Here is a 17,856-nt window from a genome sequence, read left to right on the forward strand (position 1 = left end):
CTGAAGAAGAAGTGAACGACACCCTGCTCAAGATCGCCGTCCCCAACAAGGGCTCGCTGGCTCAAGCCGCCACCGAGATGCTCAGCAACGCCGGCTACCGGCAGCGCACCGACTCGAAGGAACTCACCTTGATCGACGCCGAGCACGGCGTCGAGTTCTACTACCTGCGGCCGCGCGACATCGCGGTCTATGTGGGCAGCGGCCAGCTCGATCTGGGGATCACCGGGCGCGACATGCTGCTCGATTCCGGGGCCGACGCCGACGAGATCATGAAGCTGGGCTTCGGCGCCAGCCGGTTCCGCTTCGCCGCGCCCAAGGGCACCGACTACGAGCTGGCCGACCTGCAGGGCAAGCGGATCGCGAGCTCTTACCCGGGCCTGCTGGGCGCCTACCTCGCCGAGCGCGGCATCGAGGCCTCGCTGGTCAGCCTCGACGGCGCGGTGGAGTCCGCGATCCGGCTGGGTGTGGCCGACGTGGTGGCCGACGTCGTCGACACCGGCACGACCCTCAAGAAGGCCGGTCTCGAGCTCTTCGGCGACCCGATCTGCCACTCCGAGGCCGTCGTCATCCAGCGCAGCGGCGTGGGCGACGTGCCCGGTGCCCAGGGCCTGCTCACCAGGCTGAGCAGCGTGCTCGTCGCGCAGAGCCGCCTGATGCTCGACTACAACGTCGAGGAGAAGAACCTGCCCCAGACCGTCGCGCTTGCGCCGGGCGTCGAGGGGCCGACGATCTCCTCCCTGTCCGTCGAGGGCTGGGTTGCGGTCCGGGTGCTGGTGCCCAAGGTGGGCGCCCACCGCCTGATGGACCAGCTCTGGGAGGCTGGTGCGCGCAGCATCATCCTGAGCGAGCTGGCGGCCTGCAGGTTCTGACGACATGACGCAGTCTCCCGAGACCCCGGACGCCGACGCACCGCAGGTGCCCGAGCGCCTGCACTACATCAGCGCGACGGTGCTCGCCACCGCGGCGGTGCTGTCCCTGGTGCTGTTCTCCCTCGCGCTGTATGGCTGGTCGGCCATCGGCAAGGAGATCCGCGACCAGATCACCTGGCCGCAGGCCGCCACGTTGCTGTTCTTCCTGCTGTTCATGGTGGGCTTCATGCTCTCGCTGGGGTACTCGAGGCTCTGGGCCGAGGGCGGCGTCGTGACGGTGCGCAACGGCCCCGTCGTGCGCCGCTACACCGTGGATCAGATCGCAGGCCTGCGGCTTCGCCAGGGCGACGCGTGGGCCTACCTGTTGATCAAGAAGGACGGTACCGCTCAGCGCAGGGCCGTGTTGGCGATTCAATCTCTGGAAGGTGAGAAGGCTCAGGGCAAGGTTCGTGAACTGCGTCGCTGGCTGGTCGCGCAGGGTGCCAGCAGCGAAGGTGTTGCCGCGGCCGATGACTAACCTGCCGTTGGCAGCAGTTCAGCTTCCGAAACCGTCCCGGGGATTTCCCTTGAGGAACGATAGTTCTGCAGCCGAAGCGAGTTCTGCACAACCAGCACGCTGGACAACGACATGGCAGCTGCTGCGATCAGCGGGTTCAGCAGTCCGGCTGCGGCGATCGGGATGGCGGCCACGTTGTAGCCGAAGGCCCAGAGGAGGTTTGTCCTGATCGTTCGCAGCGTGCGCCGCGACAGCCCGACGGCATCGGCGATGGCTGACAGATCGTCCCTCACGACGATGATGTCAGCCGCCTTCAGCGCAACGTCGGTGCCTGTCACCACGCCCAGGCCGAGGTCGGCGGTAGCCAGGGCGATGGCGTCGTTGATCCCGTCACCCACCATCGCCACTCGCTCACCGGAGCGCTGCAGCTGCTCGATCACGTGGGCCTTCTCGGCCGGCAATACCTCGGCGATCACCTCGTCGACCCCGAGCTGGCGTGCGATGTGCTCGCCCGCCCGCCGAGAGTCTCCGGTCAGCAGAACAGCGCGCAGGCCCTGGGCTTTGAGCGCCGCCACCGCGTGCCCAGCGCCCGGTTTGAGGGCGTCACTGAGCGCGATCGTTCCGACGAGGGCACCGTCGCAGGCTACGAGTACGACTGTCTCGCCGATGCCGTCCGCCCGATCCAGCGCCTTCGTGGCGCCAGTGACGTCGACGGAGCGATTCGCGAAGAGTTGTCGATTGCCGATCATGACCTCCTCGCCGTGTACCCGCGCATGAGCGCCCAGCCCGGGAAGGGCGGAGAAGTCTGTTGCTTCAGCGTAGGCAAGACCGAGGCGCCGTGCTTCGCCGAGGATCGCCTGGGCGATGGAGTGTTCCGAGCCTCGCTCCACGGCCGAGGCGATGCGGAGCAGGCGGTCGGTGTCACCATCGACGGCCCAGACCTCGTTGACCTGCATCTTTCCGGTGGTCAGGGTGCCTGTTTTGTCGAGCAGAACGGTGGTGATCTGCCCGCTGGCCTCGAGAGCGTCATGTCCCTTGATCAGCACACCGAGGGAGGCGCCGCGCCCGATGCCGACCATGAGCGCGGTCGGGGTCGCGAGTCCGAGGGCGCACGGGCAGGCGATGATCAGCACGCTGATACCAACGCCGATGGCGTACGTCCATCCGGCTCCGGACAACACCCATCCCAGGGCGGTGAGCGCGGCTACGGTGATGATCGCCGGGACGAACCAGGCGATGATGCGGTCCACCAGGCGTTGAGCGTGCGACTTGCGGGCCTGTGCATCCTCGGTGAGAGCCGCCATCTGAGCCAGCTGGGTGTGCGCGCCCACGGCGGTAGCCCGGACCAGGAGTCGAGCATCAGTGGAGATCGTGCCGCCGGTGACGGGATCGCCGGGGCCTACTGCGACCGGGGCTGGCTCACCGGACAGCATCGATGCATCGACGGCCGCATAGCCCTCGGTCACCACGCCGTCGCTGGCGATGCTTTCGCCGGGAAGAACGACGAAGTCGTCCCCCAGACGAAGCTCGGCGACGGGAAGGCGGCGCTCCTCACCGTCACGCAGTACCCGCACGTCGGTGGGAGCCAGCGCATGCAGGGCGCTCAGTACACCGGTCGCCCGTCGGCGCGATCTTGCCTCGAAGTAGCGGCCAGCCAGCTGGAATGTGGTCATGCCGGCTGCGACGTCGAGATAGACCGACTCGGCCCCGGCCGGAATCGCGCCCAGTCCGATCCAGAACTGGGGTCCGCCGGTGTTGCCCATGTCGAATAGCAGCGTCGCGACCGCCCATCCGAACGAGACGGCGATGCCGAGCGAGACCAGGGTGTCCATGCTCACTGAGCCGTGCCGGAGGTTGCGCAGCGTGGCCTTGTGGAATGGCCAGGCGGCCCAGGTGACCACCGGAAGTGCGAGCAGAAGGCAGACCAGTTCCCACCCAGGGAAACGCCAGGCGGGGGTGAGTGCGAGCACGATGGTGAGGTCCATCAGGGGGATCGCCAGCGAGGCAGCGACGATGAGTCGCCGGCGTAGGGAGGTGATGTGGGCCTCGGCCGCGCGCTGCGACCAGAGGTCGTCGTCCTCCGCACGGAGGTGAGCCCCGTAGCCTGCCTTCTCCACCTCAACGATGGCGGTCTCGGCGTCGGCCAGTCCGACGATGGTGGCGCGGCTGGTGGCGTAGTTCACCGTCGCGCTCACTCCGTCGAGCTTGCGCAGCTTCTTCTCGATGCGGTTGGCACATGCGGCACAGGTCATCCCCGAGATCTCGAGTTCGATCGGGGAGCCAGGAGCGGTGACGGGACTCATATCAGGACTCCTCGTTGTTGCGGGGTGGCGGGGCTGGGGCTGCGAGACGCTGCAGCATGCGGTTGTAGTCGTCGTAGTCCGCGTCGAGCCCGGTGTCGAAGTGCCGGTCTATCCGAGCGGCCTCTCTCCGATCCTGGCGTGCCCACTGCACGCCCAGGGCGATCACGACGATCAGCGAGGCCGGTTCGCCGCCGGCCCAAGCCACACCCCCGCCCATCTCTTGCGCGGCCGCGAGATCGGCCCAGGGAATGTCGAGGTAGCGGTAGTACCCTTCTGCGACGATGTTGCCACCGCTCATCAGGATCACGCCGAAGAAGGCATGGAAGGGCATGGCCGCCATGGCGAGGCCGAGCTTTGCGATGTGGGGCAGCGGGCGTGGGGCGGGATCCACCCCGATCAGCAGCGAGTAGTAGAGGTAGCCCACGACGAGGAAGTGCGCGTTCATCAACTGATGCCCCCAGTGGTAGCTCATCAGGAACTCGAAGATCCCGGTGAAATAGAGCACGTAGTAGGACGAGATGAACAGACTGAAAGCAATGAGGGGGTTGTAGAGAACTCGAAGAACACGCCATCCGATGATCCAGCTGACCCACTGGTGGAGTCCGTCAGTGACCGTACGGGCGCTGCTGGCCCGCAGCAGGAGAGTGACGATGCCGCCGAGCGAGAGCAGAATCGGCACGAGCATGCTCAGACCCATGTGCACGATCATGTGGACGCCGAAATGGGGCGCCGAGTACTTGCCGAATCCGGAACTGGTGGCGTAGACCACCAATATCCAGCCGAGGCTCCATGCCGCGATGCGGGGCCATGGCCAACTGACGCCTCGCCGACGTGCGGCGAAGACGGCGATGAGATAGGAGATGATGCCGACGGCGGCTACGACTGCGAAGAGCAGATTGAGGCGCCAGTGGGTGAATAGAACACTGAGCGTAGGCGCCTCGCGTACCTCGAAGCCGAGGAAGATCTCGTTGATCGAGGTGGGTACGAAGAACTGAGGTGGTGGTTCGCGCAGCATGGAGACGGTGAACGCCACCCACAGCCCGATTCCGAGCATCGTGAGAATCGGCGGAAGCGCCCTGGGTGGCCTCGGCCTGTGCAGCGGGGCCCTGGTGAAGAGTAAGCCTGACGTCACCAGCGCGAGCGCGGCCCAGCGGCCGACGATCAGGACGCCGGTGAGTGAAGCGAGCAGGCTGCTGCCGGCCAACAAGAACCACGTGATGATCAGGTCGGTGATCAGTATGACGGGTAGGGCGATCCAGGCCATTCGAACGAGGCGCCGCCAGCTCGTCGCCGACGGAGGGGTGCCCATCGCCAGAAGCAGCGCGAAGACCGCCACGGCTCCGAGTAAGGGATAGCTCGTGACAGCTTGCACCACGGCAGCGTCGCCGCCGAGGTCGTGAGAGGGTCCGACCAGGACGTGGCCTACCACGATGGGTCCGAGGATGGCTATCGCCGACGCCCACACGGCGATGAGCAGGGTCGTCCAGCGGGTGGCGAAGGTGACGACGAAGGCCACTAGCAGTACAGCCGCAAGCCGCACGGCGAGCATGCCCGGATACGGATAAGAGGCCAGGATGTAGCTGAAGACACCCGGCGAGGTGATCCCTGAAAAGGGAACCCCGCTCCAGTCCAGCAATTCCATGATCGCCAGGGAAACCGTAATCGTCGCCCACGACTTGGAGGCGACCCTCAGGGTGGTCAGGTCGTGTCCAGGAATCAGGTCGTGGGATTCCCGAGCGGAAACCGAGCGTAGGAAAAGTACGGCGGTCAAGGCGCCCATCGTGAGTGTCGCCGTCAGCTCGGAGAGAGCTTGGAGCAGAGCGGTCATCGCGGCGACGACGACCCCCGGGAAGGCGCGGATCACGATCCCGTACGGTTCGCTGCCCGCCATGACGGTCAGTGTCACGGGAACAGTGATGGCCAAGGCGGTCGCCACGATGATGCCGGCGATGAGCGAGCGACCTCCGGTAGGGGCCGTGGGGTTGTCCATGGCGTTGCCTTCCTCGATGGGACAACGAAACTCTACAATGTGTGGAACCGAAGGGCATCGTCTGGTACTGTGCTCTACGTTACGTAGAGAACGGATTCTGATGCTCACGACCCCCGCCGTGCAATGGCTCTTCTCCGCGTCCTTCGCCGTGCTGGCCGGGTACACGGGGTTCCGTGCGGCAGATCGGCGGGTCGGCGGTGGCGAGCGGGCGGGGCAGTTGTGGCATGTGGTCATGTGCCTGGTGATGGCAGCCATGGTGTGGCGGTGGTGGCAGGTCTGGCCCTGGGTACCCCAGCTGATCCTGTTCATCGCTGCCTCTGTCTGGTTCGCCGGCGTCGCCCTGGCTCGCACCAACGGGGTCATCTCGGACCAGCGATGGGGCCATCACCCGATATGGCACGACATCGTGCATCTGATCATGATGCTCGCGATGGTGTGGATGATCGCGATCATGCGTCCCTCCGGAGACGATCACGATCACTCGGGCCACGCACTGGCGCCGGCGTCGGTTCTCAGCGGCGTGGCGCTGGTTGCCGCGATGGTCGTTGCCGCGTTGGTCGAACTCGTCGATCTGGTGGTGGCCACACGTGCCCGCCGTTCCCGTGGCCCCACCCTGCTGGACCCGCTCGCGATGATCGTGATGCTCGCGGGCATGTCGGCGATGAGCTGGATCATGCTCGTCCCGTAGGCGGCACCGGCCGTTGTCCTCGGAAATCCAACCAAGAAAGAGCAAAGCCCATGAACAAGATGTCCTTCCTGCGTGTCGCGGCCTCGAGCGCTCTCGGCGCCGTGTGCCTGGTGGCAGCCGGTGGATCCCTGGCGTTCGCCCATGTGTCGGCCGCTTCTAGCACCAATGAGCCGGGATCCTACGCCTTAGTCACCTTCAGCGTTCCGCATGCCTGCGATGGCTCACCGACCACTCAGGTCGCGATCCAGATTCCCGAGGGCATCAACGCCGTGACGCCTACCCGCCATGCTCTCTACGACCTCGAAAAGGTGATGGAGACCCTGGAGCCCCCCGTCGCCGACAGTCACGGCAACCAGGTCACCGAGCGCGTGGCCCAGGTGATCTACACCGCGAAGACACCGCTTCCCGACGGCCAGCGCGACGCGTTCGAGCTGTCACTGGAGCTTCCTGAGGACGGTGAGCAGACCCTCTACTTTCCCACGGTGCAGAGCTGTGAGCAGGGCGAGTCGGCTTGGGTGGAGATTCCCGCCGACGGACAGGATCCTCATGATCTTGCCCTTCCTGCGCCAGCGCTCGAACTCACCGCCGCCTCCTCCGACGGCGGTCACAGCCACGACCACGACGAGGCGGCACACTCGGATCACAACGCCGGGCCTGAGGCCTCGGCCACCGGCGGCGGTCTCACCATCGCGGCCCTCGTGGTGGGTGCTGCCGGGCTCCTGACGGGTATCGTTGCGCTGCTGAGGTCGCGTCCCCGCTCGTGAGTGACGTACGGTCAGCGCGGGCGGGCGTCGCGATGCTGGTCCTGGCTCTGCTCGCATCGTGGGTGGCGGTGCTTCCCGCCGTCGCCCACGCTGAACTGCTCGGCTCCACGCCGGAGGAGGGGGCTCGTCTCGACACCTTCCCGGACGCCGCAGAGCTGGTGTTCAACGAGCGCGTCACCCCTGTCTCCGGTGCGGCGCGGCTGTTCCCGCCCGACGGTGAACCTGTGGTGCTCGGTGCTGAGGCGCGTGACGCGGCCGTTTCCATCGAACTGCCGGAGATAGCCCAAGCAGGATCCTTTGCCCTCGCCTATCGTGTGATCTCGGCGGACGGCCACCCGATTGCCGGCGTGATCACCTTCATGGTGGGAGATGGTGATGCTGGGATATCGTCGGCGATCACTGAGATCGAGACCACCGACTCCGCGACCGAGAGGCTCGTCGGTGTGCTCACCGCGATCCAATACCTCGGCCTTCTGCTGGCGCTGGGCATGCTCACCTGGCGGGTGGGGGTTGTGCGCCGTGATGTGCCGGTGCCGGAACCCCCGGCCCGCGCCGGATGGGCTTTGTCGGCCATGTCCTCTGTCCTGCTGATCGCCTTCACGGCGCTGCGAGGAACGGGTGGGGCTCCGTCCGACGCCCTTGCTCCGGCTACCTGGAGTTCGGATGTACAGCCGGCGGTCGTCGTCGCGGCCGCCTGCATCCTGGCCTCCGGTCCAGCGTGGTGGCTGCTGAACCGCGCAGCCCCCGTCGCGATGGTGCTGGCTTTTCCGGCTCTGATAGCTCCCTTGGTCACCGGTCACACCCGCACAATGCGACCGGCCTGGCTGATGATGCTGAGCGATCTTGTCCACGTGGTCAGTGCGGCTTTCTGGGTGGGTGGACTAGTCGGGCTGAGCGTCCTTCTGACCTGTAAACCGGCGGAGCGAGTGGGCAAGAAGCAGGTTTCGCGCATCGTCGCGCGGTTCTCGCACTGGGCACTGGCGAGTGTCGCGGCGCTCGCGCTGTCCGGTACCGCGATGGCGACGCTGGTCCTACCTGCCCCCGCCGCGGTGGTTGATACCGGATACGGCCGGACTCTGCTCCTCAAGGTTGCGATGGTGCTGGCGGTGGTCGGCCTTGCGGCATGGAATCGATTCGTCCTGGTGCCCCGGCTGCGGGCGGGTGACGACGATGCCGCGTGGCTGCACCTTCGTCGCTCGGTGGCCAAGGAGGCCGTGATTCTGGGCGCCGTGCTGGTGGTCACCGGCTTCTTGACGAACCTGAGCCCTTCTGGGCACGATCACTCGGCGCGTCATTCAGCCCCAGCGATGATCGCCGTCGAGTCGCAGGGAATGCTGGTGGAGGGAAGTCTCACTCCTGCGGCCCGGGGCGTCAACGCGCTCGCGCTCACCGTCGAGTATGGCGGCGAACCGATGCAAGAGGGCGAAGTGAAGATCTCCGCACGCCTTCCGGAGCAGGATCTTGGCCCGATCGAGGCCGTTGCTGCCTTCGATCCGGATACCGCGGAATGGGTGGCGGAAGTGAACCTTCCTGCCGTGGGGGAGTGGGCGCTGCAGATCTCCGCCAGGGTGTCCCGGTTCGAGCGGCCGATCGCGGTGACCGTAGTGCGGGTGGACTAGATCCTACACTCGGACCGGCAGCGCGAGTCCCTTGATCGGGGAGGTGGCGCCAGGGGCCTGGCGGAGGCGCTGCGCGCGGAGCAGGTAGCCAGCATCGCCAGAGAGTTCGGCGAGCCGGGCGAGGGTGATCGCGACCTGCTCGGAACCGGCCTGCCGGGCGGCCGAATCGTCGGCAATCAGTTCCACCAGCATCAGAGTCGCTCGACGTAGCTGCTGTCCGGCAGGCAGGAAGCGGGGAAGGAAAGCGGCGCTGAGTTCCGCCGCTCTCACCAACAGCCCATGGTGGCCCCGCAGATGGGCGTACTCATGGGCCAGCACGATGCGCAGCTGAGGCCTGGTGAGGCTCGCTTCGAGTGAGGAAGAAATGAGAATCTCCGGGTCTCGCCCCGGAACCGCCACGGCGACCGGTTGCTCGGAGGCGAAGCGCACCAGGATGAAGGCGCCGCGGTCCTGCCGTGAAGTCGCCACCGGGTGGAGGTGACTCAGGGACGCCTTATAGGAGTCCGCGAGGGGCTCTGCGACAGCGCCCAGCACAGCGATCGCTCCGGCGGTGACAAACACCGTGAGCCAGGCGCCGACCGAGATGAGAAGGCCGCTGGTGGATGAGGTGGTCGTGGTGGCCGCAATGGCGAGGGTTGCGAGGAAGAGTCCGAAGGACGAAGCCAGTCCGAGGCCGAGCACGGTGAACCACAGCCCCAGAGCCAGCCTGGGGTGGAAAACCTGCCAGCTTCCGCGGCAGAGGACGGTTGGCGTCCACAAGGCGATGATCAGCGTGGTAGCCAGTAACGTCAAGGCCGTCACTCCGGAGCGCCCTTGGATAGGGCACGGCGGAGGAAAGCAAGATCCTCACCGTCGAGATTGCCGGCGAAGTGGAGGAGCGCGGCACGCCGGTCTGGTACACCGTCTAATGCGTGCATCATTACGGAGCCGGCGTCCTCTTCCGCGCTCAGCGTCGGCGTGAAGCGGACCTTCCTGGGGGACAATTCTTCTCGTTGGATCGCGCCCTTCACGCGCAGGCGCTCAAGGACGGTCAGCAGCGTCGTGAGTGCCGGCTTGGGCTCATCGAAATGCTCTCGGATGTCGGCCGCGCTCGCTGACCGATCGAGCGCCCGTAGGATCTCCAGCACCCGTGACTCCAACGCGCCATGCTCTCGAGTGCGTGCCATTGGGCCTCCTTAGCGCCTGCTTCCGTGTCGGGAATTATATACACAAGATGTAGAGAATCGGTTCTGGATGATCTCGTGCGTGCGCAGCAGCGCTTTGATCGCAGCGTCCCTGGGATCGCGCTGTGCCGTGGCATCACGCTGTCGGACGACTACCCACTTCCAATTTTTGTCCCAGGCCGTCTGCCCCTAGCCTGAAGATATGGAGACTCTGCGTGCGATCGTCGTTCTTTCCCACCTCGTCGGATTTGCGATGCTCTTCGGTGGGTGGGCGGTTGAGGCCGCAGGTCAGCGTCGGATCAACCGCGTGATGCACTGGGGGCTGGCCATCGCTGCGGTCGCGGGCCTCGCCCTCGCTGCGCCATGGGGAGGCGCCGAACTGAACTACGCCAAGATCGCGGTGAAGCTGGTGGTGCTCCTGGTCATCGGGGCCCTGCTGGGCATCGGCCAAGCGCGTCAGCGCAAGAGCCCCGAGGGGAAGCCGAGCAGCGCGGTCTTCTGGGCCGTCGGCCTCCTCACGCTCGGCAACGCCGCCGTCGCTGTGTTGTGGTAGCCGCGTAGACGCCGGTCTTGTCACATGATGCCGCGTTTGCGCAGCAGCGCTTCGATCTCGGCGTCCTCAGCGTCGGCGCCGCTGGCCTGCGGAGCGGCCGGCGTGCTCTTCGTCGCGCTGGGCGGTGCCACCGGGGCCTTGGGGGCCTGGCCGGTGAGGCCGGCGGTCGGCTTCGGTGCGGGGGCGGCCTTCTGCTGAGCGGCGGGCTTGGCTGGCTTCGGCTCCGACGGCATGAAGCGCGAGATGATGAACACCAGGAGTCCCGCGCCGGTCAGCCCTGCGCCCCAGGTGAGCATGTCGTTCCAGACGGTGCGTTGCGCCCAGTCGATCAGGCTCTGCACGCCGTTGACCGCGAGGTCGGTGATGCCGAACAGCCACAGCCCCAACGGCACGACGAGCAGCCCGATCCCGCCGACGATGGGGCGAAGACGGTGTGAGCGCCCCCAAAGCCCGGCCGAGACGCCGGCGATGAGCAGCATGAGGCCGATGGTGGCGAGCAGCGCGATGTCCATGCCCCAAGCTTTGCATAGAGCAGGAGGCGATAGGCTCAGGCCCATGCCGGAACAAGCCCTCAGATCGCTCGCTCAGCCCAGCGCTCGCTTCGCGGGGGACAACGGGGCGCCCGATCCGCTGGTCCGGCATGCTCTGGCCCGGGTGATCGACCAGACCTCTTATGTGCGCGCCGTCGTCGCGCTCTGCACATCGCGGCTGTTGATGCCGATCGTCGCGTCGGGGGACGAGACCGGCCATCCGGATCCCGATCGGCACGCCGAGATGGCAGCCGTCACGCTCCAAGCAGAGGGCGTCACCCACCTTCTGGCGTTCACGGGCATCGACTCGATGCGGGCCTGGAATCCGCAGGCCCGGCCTGTGCTGTGCCTGCTGGACGAACTGGCGGCCACCGTCGAGCCGTCGAACGCCAGCACGCTGCTGATCGACGTCGCCGGGCCGGTGCCGTTCGTCGTCGAGGGCGAGGTGCTGACTCAGCTGGCGGCCGGCCGGGCGCTAGTGGAACTGGACACCGGCGACTTCGCCTGGGTGGCGGCCGCCGAGTAACGACGCGCGCTCGATTTGGGCGACGTGGCCCCGGCGACTACCATGGGTCGAGCAATTGATCAGCTGGAATGGTTGATCCGTGAAAGTGGAGGCCTGATCTCCCACCTAGGCGATTCCGTCGCCGGGTCATCGCGCGACAGCCCCGTCGCGCATATCGTCAGGCCTTCGCGTGCGCGGAGGCCTTTTCGCTGTTCTGCCAACAAAAGACACTCATGGAGGACCCATCAGTACTGAACCCCGGATCAACGATCGAATCCGAGTCCCAGAAGTCCGGCTCGTCGGCCCCAACGGCGAGCAGGTCGGCATTGTGCGCGTCGAGGATGCCCTGCGCCTTGCTGCGGAAAATGACCTGGATCTCGTCGAGGTTGCGCCCATGGCGCGCCCGCCGGTGGCCAAGCTCATGGACTACGGCAAGTTCAAGTACGAGGCTGCCCAGAAGGTGCGCGACGCGCGACGCAACCAGTCGAACGTCACCACCAAGGAGATGAAGCTGCGTCTCAAGATCGACAAGCACGATTACGAGACGAAGAAGGGCCACGTCGTGCGCTTCCTGAAGGAAGGCGACAAGGTCAAGATCACGATCATGTTCCGCGGCCGCGAGCAGTCGCGCCCGGAACTGGGCATGCAGCTGCTGCGTCGGCTGGCCGAGGACGTCACCGAGCACGGCGTCGTCGAGTCCGCCCCCAAGCAGGACGGCCGCAACATGCTCATGGTGCTGGCCCCCACCAAGAAGAAGTCCGAGGCTCGCGTCGATCGCGATGCCGAGCGCGACCGCCGCATGGAGGAGCGCAAGCACAACGCCGAGGCCGAGCGGGCTGCGGAGGCCGAGATGCGTACTGCCGCTGCCGCCGTCAAGCAGCCCAGGAAGCGTCGCGGCCCCGCCGACAACATGGACCCCGACATCGATCTCTGAGCCTCGCTCGCAGATCGACTGGATAGATAAGAAAGAGAAGCACTGACATGCCGAAGATGAAGTCGCATTCGGGCACCAAGAAGCGGTTCAAGACCACCGGTACCGGGAAGCTCATGCGTCGCCAGGCCAACCTTGGCCACCTCAACGAGCACAAGTCCTCCAAGCGCATCCGCAGCCTGCAGGGCAACGTCGAGGTCGCCGCGCCCGACGCCAAGAAGGCCAAGAAGCTGCTGGGCAAGCACAAGGGTCGCTGAACCTTTGACGCCCGGCGCATCCGCGCCCCTCACCCTCACCCGTAGTCTGAACTTAATTTCTTAAAAGGAGTCACCATGGCACGCGTCAAGCGTTCTGTGAATGCCAAGAAGAAGCGCCGCGAAGTACTCGAGGCCGCCTCCGGTTACCGCGGGCAGCGCTCGCGCCTGTACCGCAAGGCCAAGGAGCAGCAGCTCCACTCGATGACCTACGCCTACCGCGATCGTCGTCAGAAGAAGGCCGATTTCCGCGGCCTCTGGATCCAGCGCATCAACGCTGCTGCCCGCGCCGAGGGCATGACCTACAACCGTTTCATCAACGGCCTGAAGAACGCGGGCGTCGAGGTGGATCGCAAGATCCTCGCCGAGCTCGCCGTCAATGACAACGCCGCTTTCGTCGCGCTGGTGAACATCGCCAAGGACAACCAGTCCGTCGCTGCGGCCTGAGCGCCGCCGCGTCTGACGTCACCGAAGTGAGCTACGAACCGAACGCAGTGCCCGCCCTCCCGGGAGGGGTGCTGCGTTCGATTCGTCGGTTGACCCAACGTCGCGGGCGCGACCTCGCCGGCAAGTTCCTGGTGGAGGGCCGGCAGGCGGTGCGTGAGGCGCTGAAGGCCGAGCAGCTGGTGCAGGACGTCATCGTCCAAGACCCGTCGCGTCATGCCGACCTGCTGGCGGCAACGAGCGCGACGGTGTGGACGGCCGACGAGGCCACCATGCGCCAGCTCAGCGACACGGTCACCCCGCAGGGGATCGTCGCCGTGTGCCGGCAGTTCAGCTTCGATTGGGATGACCTATCCGACGCGCGTTTGATCGTGATCTGCGCCCAGGTGCGCGATCCGGGCAACGCCGGCACCGTCATCCGGTGCGCGGACGCCTTCGGGGCCGATGGCGTGATCCTCACCAGCGGCTCCGTCGACATCTACAACCCCAAGACGGTGCGCTCCACCGTGGGCAGCCTGTTCCACATGCCGATCCTCACCGGGGCCACGCTGAGCGAGGCCGTCAATCGGGTGCGGGCCATGGGCATGCAGGTGCTGGCCGCCGACGGTGTGGGCGAGCCCCTCGACCTGAAAGCCGCCAAGGGCGAGCTGTCCCGGCCCACCGCGTGGATCATGGGCAACGAGGCGTGGGGGCTCCCGGCCGAGGACGCCAAGCTGGCGGACACCTCCGTCGCGGTGCCCATGTGGGGGCAGGCGGAGAGCCTGAATCTTTCGAGCGCCGCCGCGGTGTGCCTGTATGCCACCGCGTCGGCCCAACGCAGAGCTAGTTGAACGCAGTACATCTAGTTAGGAGTGCCCATGTCCGGGCCCAACGACAACTTCGACCCGAAGCAGGTCGCCGCGCTCAGCCCCGATGTGGTTCAGGGGTACGTCGACGATGCCCTGGCTGCGATCACCGCGGCGAACAGCGGCGCGGAACTGAAGCAGGTGCGTCAGCTGCACGCCGGCGATCAGTCGCCGCTGGCGCTGGCCAACCGCGAGATCGGCGCGCTGCCGCCGCACGCCCGCAAGGAGGCCGGCCAGCGGGTCGGCCAGGCGCGTGGTGCGGTCAACCGGGCACTGGCCTCCCGTCAAGAGGAGATCGCGGCGCGTGAGTTGGAGCAGGCGCTGGTCGCCGAGCGCGTCGACATGACGCTGCCCGTGCAGGCCCAGCCGCGCGGCTCGGTGCACCCGATCAGCGGCATGCTTGACAAGATGGTCGACGTCTTCGTCGGCCTGGGCTACGAGATCGCCGAGGGCCCCGAGCTCGAGGCCGAGTGGTACAACTTCGACGTGCTCAACCTGCCGGCCGATCACCCGGCCCGGGGCGAGGCCGACACGCTGTGGATCGAGCCGATCGCCGACGCCAAGCTGCTGCGCACCCAGACCTCGCCGGTCCAGGCCCGCGCTCTGCTCACCCGCGATCTGCCGCTCTACATCGTCAGCCCCGGCAAGGTATTCCGCTCGGATGAGTACGACGCCACCCATCTGCCGGTGTTCCACCAGATCGAGGGCCTCGTCGTCGACAAGGGCATCTCGATGGCCGACCTGCGCGGCACGCTCGACCACTTCGCCAAGGCGATGTTCGGCGACGTCAAGACGCGCATGCGTCCCCACTACTTCCCGTTCACCGAGCCGTCGGCCGAGGTCGACCTGGAGTGCTTCGTCTGCCACGGCGCCTCCGTCGGCAACCCCGACGCGCCGTGCCGGACCTGCAAGTCCGAGGGCTGGATCGAATGGGGCGGCTGCGGCGTGGTCAACCCGCGCGTGCTGAAGGCCTGCGGCGTCGACACCGACGTGTACTCCGGCTTCGCCTTCGGCATGGGCATCGACCGCACCGTCATGTTCCGCACCGGCGCCCGCGACATCCGCGACTTCGTCGAGGGCGACATCCGTTTCAGCCGTAGCCTGCTTGGAGGTATCCGATGAAGGTTCCCGTTTCCTGGTTGCGGGAGCTCGTGACGCTGCCCGCCGACGTCACCCCCGCCGAGCTGGCTGCCCAGCTGACCAGCGTCGGCCTCACCGTCGAGCGGATCGAGGAGATCTCGGCCCCGGTCACCGGCCCGCTGGTGATCGGCCGCGTGCTGAGCCTGGTCAACGAACCGCAGAAGAACGGCAAGACCATCCGGTACTGCCGCGTCGACGTGGGCCCCGAACACAACGACCCCGCCACCGACGAGTACCCCGCCTCGCGCGGCATCGTCTGCGGCGCGCACAACTTCGCCGAGGGCGACCTCGTCGTGGTGTCGCTGCCGGGCGTCGTGCTGCCCGATGACTTCAGGATCGCCGCGCGCAAGACCTACGGTCACATCTCCGACGGCATGATCTGCTCCGAGCTCGAACTGGGCATGGGTGAGGATCACGACGGCATCATCGTGCTGCCCGCGACCTCGTCCCTCAAGCCGGGCGACGACGCCATCGCGGCGTTCTGGTCGGCCGACGAGGTGCTCGAGATCGAGGTCACGCCCGACCTGGCCTACTGCCTCTCGATGCGGGGAATGGCCCGCGAGGCGGCCATCGCCAACGGCGTGAGCTTCACCGATCCGTACCGCAAGGCCATGCCCGAGCCCACGGATGGGGGATACCCCGTCGTGTTGGAGTCGGAGCGTTGCTCGTCGTTCGTGGCGATCACCGTCGAGGGCGTGGATCCCAGCGCCGCGACGCCGAAGGTGATCGTCGACCGGCTGCGCGCCTCCGGGGTGCGGGCCATCTCGCTGGCCGTCGACGTCACCAACTACGTGATGCTCGAGAGCGGTCAGCCGCTGCATGCCTACGACGCCGCCACGCTGCAGGGCCCCATCCGGGTCCGTCTGGCCGCTGAGGGCGAGAAGCTGCGCACCCTTGATGGACAAGACCGCACCCTCGTCGCGGACGATCTGCTGATCACCGACGACTCCGGGCCGATCGGTCTGGCCGGCGTCATGGGCGGCGAGACCACCGAGGTCTCCGACGCCACCACGTCGATCGTGCTGGAAGCCGCAAGCTTCCAGCCGGCCAGCGTCTCGCGCACCTTCCGTCGTCACGCGTTGCCGTCCGAGGCCTCCAAGCGCTTCGAACGCACCGTCGATCCCGGGCTCGGATACGCCGCGGCTCGGCGTGCGGCCAAGCTGCTGGTGAAGCATGGCGGCGGCACGATCACGGCAGAGACGGTGGTTGGTGGGGTTCCCGCAGCGCGCAAGATCACGCTGCGTGCGGGCCTGATCAGTCACATTCTCGGCGTCGAGATCGCCCAGGACGAGATCACTCGCATCCTGTCGGCCTCCGGCATCGGCGTCACCGTGCTGGGCGATGCGTTGACCCTTGAGGTTCCGAGCTGGCGCAATGACCTGGTGGATCCCTACGACGTTGTCGAGGAGGTGGGCCGCAAGTACGGCTACCACCGGATCGGCCTGCGCGTGCCCACCGCGCCGATGGGCGGGGGCCTCACCCCGCGCCAGCGCGATCGCCGCGCCGTCGTGCAGGCGGTTGCCGACCTGGGCTTCAACCAGGTGCTGTCGCTGCCATTCGTCGCGCCGGAGGACTTCGACAAGCTTCAGCTCCCCGCCGACGACCCGCGTCGCGACGCGGTGCGGCTGGCCAACCCGCTGTCCGAGGCCCAGCCGTTCCTGCGCACCACGCTGCTACCGGGGCTGTTCGCGGCCGTGGCGCGCAACAAGTCGCGCAGCCTCGACGACCTGGCCCTGTTCGAGACGGGCTCCGGCTTCTTCGGGGCCGAGCGTCCCGCCGCGCCCAAGCCCAGCGTCGCCTATCGCCCTTCCGAGGAGGAGCTGGTGGCGCTCGACGCCGCCCTGCCGGCTCAGCCCGAGGTGCTGGCCGGTGTGGTGGCGGGCAACTGGCTGCCGGCCGGCTGGAACCGTGCTGCGGTGCCCGCCGACTGGACGCACGTCGTCGCTCTGGCCGAGGCCGCCGCGGCATCGGTGGGCGTCACGCTGACGAGGCGTAACGTCTCCGAGGTGTCCCCGTGGCACCCGGGCCGTTGCGCCGAGCTGAGCGTCGATGGTCAGGTTCTGGGATTCGTCGGCGAGCTGCACCCTGTCGTGATCGAGGCCTACGGGCTGCCGGCCCGCGCGTGCGCCGTCGAGTTCAACCTCGGCGACCTGCTGGAGCACGCCGGCGACGGCGGCCGCATCGGCTCGCTGCCGGGCTTCCCGATGGCCAAGGAGGACGTGGCTCTGATCGTCGACGCCGAGGTTCCGGCCGCCGACGTGGAGGCCGCCCTCGTGGAGGGAGCGGGTGAGCTGCTGGAGTCGATCTCGCTGTTCGACGTCTACACCGGAGAGCAGGTGGGCGAGGGCAAGAAGTCGCTGGCCTACGCGCTGCGCTTCCGCGCCGACCGCACCCTGACCGACGCCGAAGCCGCCGAGGCCCGCCAGGCTGCGGTCACCCTTGCGGCAGGCCGCTTCGGAGCCACCCAGCGCGCCTGAGAAAGCAAAGAGACCCCGCATCTCGCCCTCCTGGGCGCGGTGCGGGGTTCTCCGTTCCCCGCCTTTCCTGGCGCGTGGTCCTCGCCCCCACGCTCCCTGAGCTGCGAGGGAGCACTACCGACGCTCTTTGAGGTGCGAAGGCTCAGGGCGAGTGGTTGCTGAGGTGCGACGAAGGAGACGCTTCTATGTTTGTCAATGGTGGTTTTCGAGGTGTTTGAAGAGTTCTCGTGCGATGTAGCGTTTGAGACAGCGGCGGGCGCGTGGGAGGTCTGAGCCGCTTGTGAT

The 17,856-nt window shown here is 67.0% G+C and carries 18 protein-coding genes; 13 read left to right on the top strand and 5 right to left on the bottom strand.

All coding sequences use genetic code 11. From position 1 onward, the window contains the following. Positions 1-23: 23 nt before the first annotated feature. A complete protein-coding gene (hisG, locus tag P0D62_RS15915) occupies positions 24-869 on the top strand; it encodes an ATP phosphoribosyltransferase (protein ID WP_275703546.1) in 846 nt (281 codons plus the stop codon). Positions 870-873: 4 nt separating this feature from the next. Continuing rightward, a complete protein-coding gene (locus tag P0D62_RS15920; RefSeq protein ID WP_275703528.1) occupies positions 874-1,386 on the top strand; it encodes a hypothetical protein in 513 nt (170 codons plus the stop codon). Here P0D62_RS15920 and P0D62_RS15925 read toward each other — a convergent pair. Continuing rightward, positions 1,383-3,668 carry a heavy metal translocating P-type ATPase gene (locus P0D62_RS15925; RefSeq protein ID WP_275703529.1) on the bottom strand — a complete coding sequence of 762 codons (2,286 nt, stop codon included), beginning with the start codon at positions 3,666-3,668 and terminating at the stop codon, positions 1,383-1,385. The two genes, P0D62_RS15920 and P0D62_RS15925, sit on opposite strands and share 4 nt — an antisense overlap. A gap of 1 nt (position 3,669) precedes the next feature. Beyond that, complete coding sequence (locus P0D62_RS15930; protein WP_275703530.1) at positions 3,670-5,658, bottom strand: cytochrome c oxidase assembly protein; 1,989 nt, start codon at positions 5,656-5,658, stop codon at positions 3,670-3,672. Between the two features lie 100 nt (positions 5,659-5,758). On the opposite strand from P0D62_RS15930, the gene P0D62_RS15935 reads away from it, so the two are divergent. Genes P0D62_RS15935 through P0D62_RS15945 form a run of 3 tightly spaced genes read left to right on the top strand, consistent with a single transcriptional unit; the run spans position 5,759 to position 8,729 of the window. Next, positions 5,759-6,346 (top strand): DUF5134 domain-containing protein, encoded by a 588-nt coding sequence (locus tag P0D62_RS15935; RefSeq protein ID WP_275703531.1) that lies wholly within the window; start codon positions 5,759-5,761, stop codon positions 6,344-6,346. A gap of 50 nt (positions 6,347-6,396) precedes the next feature. Further along, entirely contained in the window at positions 6,397-7,110 is a 714-nt protein-coding gene (locus P0D62_RS15940) for a YcnI family copper-binding membrane protein (RefSeq protein ID WP_275703532.1), read from the top strand. Continuing rightward, positions 7,107-8,729 (top strand): copper resistance CopC/CopD family protein, encoded by a 1,623-nt coding sequence (locus P0D62_RS15945; protein ID WP_275703533.1) that lies wholly within the window; start codon positions 7,107-7,109, stop codon positions 8,727-8,729. The genes P0D62_RS15940 and P0D62_RS15945 overlap by 4 nt, the downstream gene beginning before the upstream one ends. A gap of 3 nt (positions 8,730-8,732) precedes the next feature. Here P0D62_RS15945 and P0D62_RS15950 read toward each other — a convergent pair whose 3' ends face one another. Next, a complete protein-coding gene (locus P0D62_RS15950) occupies positions 8,733-9,521 on the bottom strand; it encodes a M56 family metallopeptidase (RefSeq protein ID WP_275703534.1) in 789 nt (262 codons plus the stop codon). A 5-nt stretch (positions 9,522-9,526) separates the two neighbouring features. Beyond that, positions 9,527-9,895, bottom strand: coding sequence for a BlaI/MecI/CopY family transcriptional regulator (locus tag P0D62_RS15955; protein ID WP_275703535.1), 369 nt, complete (start codon positions 9,893-9,895; stop codon positions 9,527-9,529). A 199-nt stretch (positions 9,896-10,094) separates the two neighbouring features. Here P0D62_RS15955 and P0D62_RS15960 point away from each other — a divergent pair, with 199 nt between their 5' ends. Then, a complete protein-coding gene (locus P0D62_RS15960; protein ID WP_275703536.1) occupies positions 10,095-10,445 on the top strand; it encodes a hypothetical protein in 351 nt (116 codons plus the stop codon). A gap of 20 nt (positions 10,446-10,465) precedes the next feature. Here P0D62_RS15960 and P0D62_RS15965 read toward each other — a convergent pair whose 3' ends face one another. After that, on the bottom strand, positions 10,466-10,957 hold the full coding sequence (locus tag P0D62_RS15965; RefSeq protein ID WP_275703537.1) for a hypothetical protein: 492 nt from the start codon (positions 10,955-10,957) through the stop codon (positions 10,466-10,468). A gap of 43 nt (positions 10,958-11,000) precedes the next feature. Between P0D62_RS15965 and P0D62_RS15970 the strand changes: the two genes are divergently transcribed. The 7 genes from P0D62_RS15970 (at position 11,001) to pheT (ending at position 17,571) form a co-directional block, all read left to right on the top strand. Then, on the top strand, positions 11,001-11,501 hold the full coding sequence (locus tag P0D62_RS15970) for an SseB family protein (protein ID WP_275703538.1): 501 nt from the start codon (positions 11,001-11,003) through the stop codon (positions 11,499-11,501). Positions 11,502-11,670: 169 nt separating this feature from the next. Then, the gene (gene infC / locus P0D62_RS15975; protein WP_406708263.1) at positions 11,671-12,414 is read left to right on the top strand and encodes a translation initiation factor IF-3; all 744 of its coding nucleotides are present in this window, start codon (positions 11,671-11,673) and stop codon (positions 12,412-12,414) included. 47 nt (positions 12,415-12,461) lie between these two features. Then, positions 12,462-12,668 (top strand): 50S ribosomal protein L35, encoded by a 207-nt coding sequence (gene rpmI, locus P0D62_RS15980; protein ID WP_275703539.1) that lies wholly within the window; start codon positions 12,462-12,464, stop codon positions 12,666-12,668. A gap of 75 nt (positions 12,669-12,743) precedes the next feature. Continuing rightward, entirely contained in the window at positions 12,744-13,112 is a 369-nt protein-coding gene (gene rplT / locus P0D62_RS15985; protein WP_275703540.1) for a 50S ribosomal protein L20, read from the top strand. A gap of 26 nt (positions 13,113-13,138) precedes the next feature. After that, a complete protein-coding gene (locus P0D62_RS15990) occupies positions 13,139-13,939 on the top strand; it encodes a TrmH family RNA methyltransferase (protein WP_275703541.1) in 801 nt (266 codons plus the stop codon). Between the two features lie 27 nt (positions 13,940-13,966). After that, complete coding sequence (pheS, locus tag P0D62_RS15995; protein ID WP_275703542.1) at positions 13,967-15,076, top strand: phenylalanine--tRNA ligase subunit alpha; 1,110 nt, start codon at positions 13,967-13,969, stop codon at positions 15,074-15,076. Next, positions 15,073-17,571 (top strand): phenylalanine--tRNA ligase subunit beta, encoded by a 2,499-nt coding sequence (gene pheT, locus P0D62_RS16000; RefSeq protein WP_275703543.1) that lies wholly within the window; start codon positions 15,073-15,075, stop codon positions 17,569-17,571. The genes pheS and pheT overlap by 4 nt, the downstream gene beginning before the upstream one ends. The last annotated feature ends 285 nt before the right edge of the window (positions 17,572-17,856 follow it).

Origin of the sequence: Tessaracoccus caeni (assembly GCF_029211185.1) — a bacterium.
In the GTDB taxonomy this organism is placed as follows: domain Bacteria; phylum Actinomycetota; class Actinomycetes; order Propionibacteriales; family Propionibacteriaceae; genus Arachnia; species Arachnia caeni.